The sequence below is a fragment of the Pseudomonas sp. R151218B TE3479 genome, from assembly GCF_053629195.1.
This window is the reverse complement of record NZ_JBRJHV010000001.1, coordinates 6,523,605-6,532,656: the sequence shown is the minus strand read 5'-3', so window position 1 is coordinate 6,532,656 and position 9,052 is coordinate 6,523,605. Positions and strand designations below refer to the sequence as shown.

General features: G+C 60.4%; 6 protein-coding genes and 1 rRNA gene. 4 read left to right on the top strand and 3 right to left on the bottom strand.

Features of this window, described 5'->3' with window-relative positions:
- The first annotated feature begins 122 nt into the window (after positions 1-122).
- The 4 genes from rrf (at position 123) to AB7M32_RS28605 (ending at position 3,952) form a co-directional block, all read left to right on the top strand.
- Positions 123-238, top strand: a 5S ribosomal RNA gene (gene rrf, locus AB7M32_RS28620).
- A 148-nt stretch (positions 239-386) separates the two neighbouring features.
- On the top strand, positions 387-1,046 hold the full coding sequence (locus AB7M32_RS28615) for a paraquat-inducible protein A (protein ID WP_072412160.1): 660 nt from the start codon (positions 387-389) through the stop codon (positions 1,044-1,046).
- A complete protein-coding gene (locus tag AB7M32_RS28610; protein WP_092329273.1) occupies positions 1,033-1,656 on the top strand; it encodes a paraquat-inducible protein A in 624 nt (207 codons plus the stop codon). Before AB7M32_RS28615 ends, AB7M32_RS28610 begins: the two co-directional genes overlap by 14 nt.
- The gene (locus AB7M32_RS28605; protein WP_072412156.1) at positions 1,649-3,952 is read left to right on the top strand and encodes a PqiB family protein; all 2,304 of its coding nucleotides are present in this window, start codon (positions 1,649-1,651) and stop codon (positions 3,950-3,952) included. The genes AB7M32_RS28610 and AB7M32_RS28605 overlap by 8 nt, the downstream gene beginning before the upstream one ends.
- A 187-nt stretch (positions 3,953-4,139) precedes the next feature.
- Here the strand turns inward: AB7M32_RS28605 and mksF are convergent, their stop codons facing one another.
- Genes mksF through mksB form a run of 3 tightly spaced genes read right to left on the bottom strand, consistent with a single transcriptional unit; the run spans position 4,140 to position 8,948 of the window.
- Complete coding sequence (gene mksF, locus AB7M32_RS28600) at positions 4,140-6,980, bottom strand: Mks condensin complex protein MksF (protein WP_454252080.1); 2,841 nt, start codon at positions 6,978-6,980, stop codon at positions 4,140-4,142.
- Positions 6,977-7,678 carry an Mks condensin complex protein MksE gene (gene mksE / locus AB7M32_RS28595; protein ID WP_003205590.1) on the bottom strand — a complete coding sequence of 234 codons (702 nt, stop codon included), beginning with the start codon at positions 7,676-7,678 and terminating at the stop codon, positions 6,977-6,979. Before mksE ends, mksF begins: the two co-directional genes overlap by 4 nt.
- Complete coding sequence (mksB, locus tag AB7M32_RS28590; protein ID WP_063325220.1) at positions 7,668-8,948, bottom strand: Mks condensin complex protein MksB; 1,281 nt, start codon at positions 8,946-8,948, stop codon at positions 7,668-7,670. The genes mksE and mksB overlap by 11 nt, the downstream gene beginning before the upstream one ends.
- Positions 8,949-9,052 lie beyond the last annotated feature (104 nt).

Below are 9,052 nucleotides of genomic sequence, written 5' to 3'. Positions count from 1 at the left end.
CAAATTGCGGTGTGTGAAGACGAAACGAACCGAAAGTTCGAGACGCTCAACCGCAACGCACAAACTATCGCATACCCATTCGCTGGAACGTGACCGCAAGGCACGCGCCGGCTACCGAATTTCTTGACGACCATAGAGCATTGGAACCACCTGATCCCATCCCGAACTCAGAAGTGAAACGATGCATCGCCGATGGTAGTGTGGGGTTTCCCCATGTGAGAGTAGGTCATCGTCAAGATTAAATTCCGAAACCCCTATCTGCTGATGCAGGTAGGGGTTTTGTTTTGCCCATCATAAAAGTCTGCGAACGCTCGTAATAAATTTGCACAGTTATTTTCGAGCTGGAGCACTAGAATAGCCCCACCTTAGCTGAGCCTGAGCTGTTTATGCCCGATCCGTCAGACACTGATAGGTTGCCAGATCTTCCTCTGGGCGATTTGGTTGCGTGTCATGAGTGCGACTTGTTGATGCGCAAGCCCCAACTGGCCCATGGCGAAAAAGCCGAGTGCCCCCGCTGCGGTTATGAGCTTTATGCTCACCGGCACAATGTCGTCGAACGCAGTCTTGCGTTGGTGATCGCCGCCCTGCTGTTATATGTGCCGGCCAACTTCTTACCCATCATGCAACTCAATCTGCTTGGGCAGTCCTCCCAGGACACCGTCTGGAGTGGGGTAGTGGGTCTGTTTGATACCGGCATGCAAGGCGTCTCGGTAGTCGTGTTCCTGTGCAGCATGGGCATCCCGTTACTCAAGTTGCTTTGTCAGTTGGCTGTGCTGCTGACCATTCGCCTGGACGTTGGCCGTAGCTACGGTTTGTTGCTGTACCGCATTTATCACCATCTACGGGACTGGGGAATGCTCGAGGTTTACCTCATGGGCGTGCTGGTGGCCATCGTCAAGTTGGCAGACATGGCAGCCATCACCGTAGGCCTTGGCTTGGTGTGTTTCATCAGTTTGTTGCTGGTCCAGGTCTGGCTGGAGGTGGTGATGTCACCGCATCAGATCTGGCAGGCGTTATCAGGAGAAGATGCCCATGCGGGCGATTGATGCCGGCATTCTGGTTTGTACGGAATGCCATGAATTGAATCGGCAGGACGCTGAAGCCGATAAACAAACCTGTACTCGCTGCGGCGCGCTGATCCATCCCCGTCGCCCGAACAGCTTGATGCGAACCTGGGCATTGTTGATCACGGCCGCGATTCTTTATATCCCGGCCAATATGCTGCCGATCATGACTATCAACTCACTGGGCCAGGGCGCCCCGAGCACCATCATGGCCGGCGTCATCGAGTTGGTTCACCACGGCATGATTCCTATCGCCGCCGTGGTGTTCATCGCCAGCATCCTTGTGCCGACCTTCAAGCTGGTGGGCATCGCTTTGTTATTGTTTTCCGTGCAGCGGCACCAGCCCATGTCGGCACGGCAACGCATTCTTATGTACCGTTTCATCGAGTTCATTGGTCGTTGGTCGATGCTGGATATCTTCGTGATCGCCATTCTGGTGGCGGTGGTGAATTTTGGACGGCTCGCCAGTGTCGAAGCCGGTCTCGGCGCGATTGCTTTCGCCAGCGTAGTGATTTTGACAATGATTGCCGCAGTAACCTTCGATCCCCGACTGATTTGGGATAACACGGAGTCGGATAACGACCATGACTGATTTGCCTACCGCTAAAACCCGACCGGCTTCGAACTGGTCAGCCATCTGGGTCTTGCCGCTGATCGCATTGATCATCGGCGGCTGGCTCGGCTGGCGGGCTTATAACGAGACCGGAATCGAGATCACTGTGCGTTTTGAGAGTGGCGAAGGCATCCAGGTCAACAAAACCGAAGTCGTCTACAAAGGGATGACAGTCGGTAAAGTGACGGCGCTTACACTCGACGACGAAGGCAGTTCCAAGGGTGTGGTCGCGACCGTCGAGATGAACAAGGACGTCGAGCAGTACCTCAAGACCGGCACACGTTTCTGGCTGGTCAAGCCGAGCGTGAGTCTGGCCGGGATCACAGGCCTGGAAACCCTGGTTTCGGGTAACTACGTGGCGATCAGTCCGGGTGAAGGCGAGTCGACGCGCAAGTTCAAGGCCCTGGCCGAAGAGCCGCCGCTGTCGGACGCCAAGCCGGGTTTGCACCTGACCATCAAGGCTGACCGGTTGGGGTCGCTGAACCGTGGCAGTCCGGTGTTTTACAAGCAGATCCAGGTCGGTCAGGTGAAAAGCTACCTGCTCTCCGAAGACCAGCGCACTGTGGAAATCAAAGTCTTCATCGAGCCGACCTATGCCAGCCTGGTGCGTAAACACACACGTTTCTGGAACGCCAGTGGCATCAGCATCGATGCCAACCTCTCGGGCGTCAAAGTGCGCAGCGAGTCCCTGGCCAGCATCGTGGCGGGAGGTATCGCGTTTGCCACGCCGGAAAACCGTAAGGACAGCCCACCGACAGACCCAAGCCTGCCGTTTCGTCTGTACGAAGATTTCGATGCCGCTGCCGCGGGGATTCGCGTCAAGGTCAAGCTCAGCGACTTCGAAGGATTGCAGGCTGGCCGTACGCCGGTGATGTACAAGGGTATCCAGGTCGGCAGCCTGAAGACTTTGAAAGTCGATCCTGACCTGTCCAGCGCCAGCGCGGAGTTGACCCTCGATCCGTTGGCCGAAGATTATCTGGTGGCCGGCGCTCAGTTTTGGGTCGTCAAGCCATCGATTTCCCTGGCGGGCATCACTGGCCTGGAGGCGCTGGTCAAGGGCAACTACATTGCCGTACGTCCAGGCGATAAAGGTGGCGCGCCGCAACGCGAGTTCGAAGCCAGGGCGAAGGCGCCGCCGTTGGACCTGCGTTCACCGGGACTGCATTTGGTCCTGTTGACGGAGAACCTCGGATCGCTGGAGGTCGGTAGCCCGATTCTCTACAAGCAGGTCAAGGTCGGATCGGTACAGAGCTACCAGTTTTCCCGCAAGAAAAAACAACTGATCATCGGCGTGCATATCGAGAAGGAATATGAAGGCCTGGTCAACGGTTCGACGCGATTCTGGAACGCCAGCGGCGTTACCCTCACGGGCGGCTTGACCGGCGGGATACAGGTCAAGAGCGAGTCCCTGCAAAGCCTGATGGCCGGCGGGATCGCCTTCGAAACACCGGAACCGAACGTGCCGTTGAAAAGGCGCATCCCACGTTTTCGTTTGCATGCAGATCGTGAAGCCGCACAGCAGAGGGGCACGGTCGTGACGATCAAGGTCGACCGCGCCGATGGTTTGCGCAGCGGTACGCCGGTCCGTTTCAAAGGGCTGGATGTGGGCAAGATCGAAGAGGTCGATCTCAGCGCCGACATGCAATCCGTGTTGCTCACTGCGCGTATCACCGAAGTGCCGGAGCGTATCGCCCGGGTCGGGTCTCAGTTCTGGGTGGTCAAGCCTGAGTTGGGGTTGATGAAGACCTCCAACCTGGAGACGCTGGTCACAGGCCAATACATTGAAGTGCAGCCTTCGGCGAAAAACCTCGGGCCACAAAAAAGCTTCGTGGCCTTGGCCAACCCACCGGAAAGCGCTGTACCCGAAGCGGGGCTGAGCCTGGTGCTGAGTGCGGCCCGCCGTGGTTCGTTGAAGATCGGCGTGCCGGTCACCTATCGCGAGATCACCGTGGGCAAGGTCACCGGTTATGAGTTGGGCCAGACGGCGGACCGTGTGTTGATCCATATCCTGATCGAGCCCAAATATGCGCCACTGGTGCGCAGCGGCACGCGCTTCTGGAACAGCAGTGGCTTCGGTTTGGACTTCGGTCTGTTCAAGGGCGCGACAGTGCGAACCGAGTCGCTTGAAACGCTGATCCAGGGCGGTATTGCGTTCGCAACGCCGGACGGTGAACGAATGGGCAATCCGGCCCGAGCGGAGCAGACCTTCCCGTTGTTCGATAAGTTTGAAGACGAATGGCTGACCTGGGCGCCGAAGATCAGTCTTGGCAAGTAGTTGTGACGCTATCGCGGGCAAGCTCGCTCCCACAGGGATGCAGGATCGTTCATCCAGAGACAGTCCAATGTGGGAGCGAGCTCGCTCGCGATGAGGCCTTCCGTTGCACTGAAGACTCAAAACTAGCGTAATAAAAAAGGCCGCGGTCCATTTGGATCGCGGCCTTTTTCATGCCCGGCTATTCACTTCACACCGGATCCAGCTCCGGCTCATCGGCCTGCACATTCACCGTGGCCTTCACCGCATCGTGACGACGGATGTATTTCCAGTCCGCTTCGTCGATGTAGATGCCGTTCGGGCCGCTGCCGCCTTCCAGGTCGATGGCGACACTGGCGCAGACTTGCGGTTTCACGCTGGCGAGGATCGGCACGAAGCCCAGTTGCAGGCTGGTTTCCAGCAGTGCCGCCTGGTTTTTCTCGTCGATGTCCGCCGCTTCGTCCAGGTAGTAAGGCAGGCGCACGCGGCCGGCCTGTTCGCGGTCCATCAGGTGCAGCAACAAGTACATGTTGGTCAGCGCCTTGATGGTCATGGTGGTGCCGTTGGACGCCGCGCCGTCGATGTCGGTGTGGATCACGGGCTGACCATTGACCTTGGTGATCTCGAACGCCAGTTCGAACAGGTCCTTGAGACCGAGCTGGTTGTGATTCGCCGCCACCAGCCGCGCCAGGTATTCCTTGGCTTCTTCGTTCTTGTTGTCCTGCTCGGCGCTCTGGCTGAGATCGAACACCGACAGCGTCTCGCCTTCCTCGTACTGGCCAGCGCTGTGGATGATCTGGTCGATATGCTTGAGCGCTTCCTTGTTCGGTGCCAGGACGATGCGGAAGCTCTGCAGGTTGGACACCTGACGCTTGTTGATCTCGCGGTTGAACAGCGCCAGTTGGTGCTCGAGGCTGTCGTAGTCGCTGCGGATGTTGCGCAGGGTCCGGGCGATGTCGGTCACGGCGGCACGGCGTGCCTTGCCCAGGGTCAGTGCTTCGTCGGTGCGGTGGGCATAGGCGTTGATCAGCAGTTGCAGGCGCCGCTCCATGTCATCTTCGCTGTCGAACTTGGCCACGCCCTTGAGGCGCACCTGGGCATACAACGCTTCGATCTGGCCATCGACGCGCAGCAGCCCTTGCCAGCTGTCCTGGTAGTCGTTGAGCAGCGGCAGCAGGTTGTCCATGGAGTCGTCGACCGGGTCCATGAACGGCGTGCCGAACGGCAGGTCCGCCGGGAGCAATTGACGACGGCGCAGGGCGTCGTCGAGGGTGCGTTGCTTGGCTTCCATGTCGGCGATCTGCCGGCCCACCAGTTGCAACTTGGCGGACAATTGCTGGACGCGTTCGGTGAAGGCATCGCTGGAGCGCTTGAGTTCGTCCTGGGCGGCTTCCATCTGCGCCAGTTGCTCGAGCTTCTCGCCTTCCTCGGCGCTCAGGGTCTGGCTGCGACGGAAGTCTTCCAGGGCTTTTTGCGCATCGAGGACCTGCTGGTACAGCGCCTCGGTCTGGGTCTTGCTCGCGGCGCGGTCGGCGGCCACGGCTTGTTGGGTCTTGAGCTGCTTGAGTTCTTTTTCCAGACGCTCTTTCTGGTCCCGCAGCGCGGCACGGTCGGCCAGGGCTTGCAGGGCGGGCGGCTCGATGTGGGACAGGTCGATGGACAGTCCCGGCACTTCGAAGCGCTCACCCTTGAAGCCGTCGAGGATCAGCTCCATGGATTTGACCCACTCGCCGTTCTCGTCCAGCGCGATGCCGTGTTCGCCCAGAGGCAGGCTGAACAGGGCGCTGTTGAACAAGCGCATCAGGCGTTCGACATCCTGCTGCGAGAATTCTTCCCGCAGGCGGGCATAGCTGTTGTTGTCGGCGTGATCGAGCTGCTGCTTGACCGACTTCAGGCGTTTTTCCAGGTCCCGCAGGCGCTCTTCCAGGTCTTCGGCGCTGAATTGCCGGGACTGGGCCAGGGCGCCGGCCAGTTCGTCATGGGCGTCCTTGGCGGCGAGCAATTGTTGCTCCAGGACCTTGACGTCGTCCACCAGGGCGAAGCGGTTCTTGAGCACCGCCAGTTCGCCGAGCCAGCGCTGGATGCCGCTGATTTCCCGTTCCAGGCGCATCAGTTCCTGAGTGCTGCCGCGCTGGTCGTTCTGCAAGGCATCCTGTTCGTTGCGGTAGTGCTCGGCCTGGATGGTCAGCTCTTCCTTGCGAGCGCCGGCGTAGTCCGACCAGGTGCCCAGCAACGAGTCGAGCAGTGGCGAAAGGCGATGCAATTTGCCGCGCAGGATATCGCGCTGCTTCACGCCATTGGCCAGGGCTTCAACCAGCGGGCCGGCGGCCACGAGGGAGTTGTAGTCCTGTTCCATGCGACGTACGTCGCGGAAGGCTTCTTCGCACGCGGCAATGTAGTCCACGCTACCGGAGCGCAGGCTGTGTTCGAACGCGTCGAGGAACAGTTGCTTGAGCTTGGCCGCAGTGATTTCGCGCATGTGCAGCAGGTTGATGAACAGCGCGCGGAAGGTCTTGAGGCTTTGCTCGCTGGTGGAGCGCAGCGGGATCAGCGTCAGGTCCAATGGGATTGAGGTGTGCCCACCCACCAGCAGGCGCCGCAGTTCATCCGGCTTGAGCTCGTAGGCCTTGAGGCCTTCGCGTTCCAGGTTGGTGAACAGCTCTTTCTGCCGCAGGCACGTGTCATTTTTCTGATAGTGGGCCAGGTCCAGCTTGCCGGCGTAGGCAAAGAACTGGTGACCGAAACCGCCGCCGGGGCCGCGGCCGACCACACCGATGACGTGCGGGCCGTGGGGCAGAGCGACTTCCACCAGGATGTAGCTGGTGTCCGAGGCAAAGTAGAAACGCCGGGATTGCTCCAGGCTGTACTTGCCGAAGCTCATGTCCGACATGCGCGCCAGGATCGGGAACTGCAAGGCGTTGATCGAGGCGGATTTACCCAGGTTGTTCGCGCCGTACACCGACAGCGGTTCTTCCAGTGGGAACAAGCCAAGGCTGTAGCCGGCGGTGTTCAAAAGGGCAAAGCGGCGGATGCCGTAGCGTTCCTTGCTCATGCGTCGGTCTCCTGTTCTTCGGCAATGGCGCGGGCCAGGGCGTCTTCTTCGCTTTCACCTTCGAATTCGCTGAGGTCCAGCGGATCATCGGTCTGCAGCAGTTTTTCGTCGCTGTCTTCGTCGATCAATACCGGTACCGGCAACGGCAGCACGCTGTGCAGGCTGGCGGCCAGGTCGCGGTCCTGCTGGACCGACAGGCAGACGTCGAGGAAGCGGTGCATCGGCGGCAGGAAGCGGTACACGCCGTTTTCTTCGCTGGCAAAACCCAGTTGGGTCATGCGGCGCATGATTTTTTCTTCCAGCTCTTCCTGGGTCTGTACTTCGGCCTGGATGAACAGGTCGCGGTATTTTTCCAGCAGCGAAGGCAGCTCGTCGCGGCCCAGGCTGCCGCCGTCGAGTACGGCGATCGGGTCGCGGCCCTGGTCGGCCAGGTGCTCGACCAGGATGAAGGTGAACAGGGCCAGGCGCTGGGCGGTCTTGTTCACCGCCGCGGCGGCCAGGTCCGGCACGAAGTAGTAGAAACCCCGGGTATCGCACACCAGTTCGAAGCCCAGGGCCTTGAACAGCGTGCGGTACTGGTCCTGGAAGTTCGACAGTTGCGCGTACAGCTCCGGGTCGCGGCGGCTGACGTGGTAACCCTTGAACAGCTCGCGGAAGATCGGCGCCAGCTGGGACAGTTCGGATAGATCAAGATGCATGGGGGATGCTCGCAGAATCCTCGGCGGCGGTGTCGCCGGCCGAGAGCAGGGCGAAGGAGCGCAGGCTGACCTGATGCTCGTGAGTGTGGTAGTCGCGGCGCTCCAGGCGCTCGCGCTTGAAGCGTTTTTCCCGCGACAGGCGCGAGAACCAGTACAGCAATTCGTCGGTGGCGCCGTCCGGTTCCTGTTCCAGCAGCCAGGTCATCAGGTCCGGCATCGGCAGGGCGTCTTCGCAACGCTCGACCATTTCGCGCACGGTGCGTGGCGCGCGCGGTGCTTCGCCACCCTTGTGGGTCTTGTGAGACTTGGGGAAACGCGCCGGTTTCGGCTCGAAACGGGCCAGGGCATAGACATAGGCTTCGACCTGGCTGGCACTGCCCAGGAAGGTGCTTTGCGGCCGGGTGAACAGCGGCATGGCGGCTTGCGGCACGGCGTCGATGCCTTTGCGTCGAATGGCGGCCAGGGCCAGTGCGGCGCCACGGGTCACGGCGTTGTGGCGGCGAGCCTCCTCGCGCAGCGGCAGGAGCAGTTCCCGGGCATGGCGCAAGGTCAACTGGGCGCTGGTCTGCATCTCGAGGATGCGCGCGTGGGTACGCAGCAGCATGTCGTCGTCCACCAGGTGGCCGAGGCGCTGCTGTTCGGTGAGCATGCGCAACAGCACGTTCTCGACCTTGCGCACGCCTTGCTCGAAGGCGCCGTCGGCGTTCACCAATTGGATCATCGGCTCGACGTATTCGTCCCAGGTCGCCAACACTTCGGCATAGCGTTGACGCAGCGGGATCTGCCGGTCGCTGGTCTTGGCCCGTTCGGCCACGGCCACCAGGGCCTGTTCGTCGTTGGCGAGTTTCTTGAGGACGTCGCGCACGCGCATGTCCAGCAGGCGCAACTGGCGGGCCAGGTCGTTGCCGTCGCGAATGTCGAAGGCGTCCTGGATGTAACCGGCCAGGCGCTCGAGGTGGCGCAGGTAGGCTTCGATTTCCAGGCACAGGCCCAGGCGGTGTTCGCGGCGCAGGTAGGCGAGAAAATCATGGATCTGGGCGTTGAGCTCGAAACGGTTCGGGCTTTTCGCCACCGGTACGAGGATGTCCAGGCGGATCCACACGTCCAGCAGGCTGGTGATGTCCTGGGGCGTGCTGTCCAGTTGTTGGGCGGCCAGCTGTGAACGCAATTCGTTGAGGCTCAGGGTGCCCTGGTCGAAGTGCTCGCACAAAGGTTCCAGCAATGCCCAGTGTTCAGCGAGGGCGCGCAACACGCGCTTGGGTTCGATCATCGCAATGGCCGTCGGGTTGGCAATTAAAAGCGGCGATTGTACTGCATCGAGCCGGTTGCGATTCACCCCTTGGACGGACTGTTGTTCTCTATCGATCAACAATT

Coding starts and splice junctions, on each gene's coding strand:
- AB7M32_RS28610 (WP_092329273.1), top strand. CDS start 1,033: ATGCGGGCGATTGATGCCGGCATTCTGGTTTGTACGGAATGCCATGAA.
- AB7M32_RS28615 (WP_072412160.1), top strand. CDS start 387: ATGCCCGATCCGTCAGACACTGATAGGTTGCCAGATCTTCCTCTGGGC.
- AB7M32_RS28605 (WP_072412156.1), top strand. CDS start 1,649: ATGACTGATTTGCCTACCGCTAAAACCCGACCGGCTTCGAACTGGTCA.
- mksF (WP_454252080.1), bottom strand. CDS start 6,980: ATGAGCAAGGAACGCTACGGCATCCGCCGCTTTGCCCTTTTGAACACC.
- mksE (WP_003205590.1), bottom strand. CDS start 7,678: ATGCATCTTGATCTATCCGAACTGTCCCAGCTGGCGCCGATCTTCCGC.
- mksB (WP_063325220.1), bottom strand. CDS start 8,948: ATGATCGAACCCAAGCGCGTGTTGCGCGCCCTCGCTGAACACTGGGCA.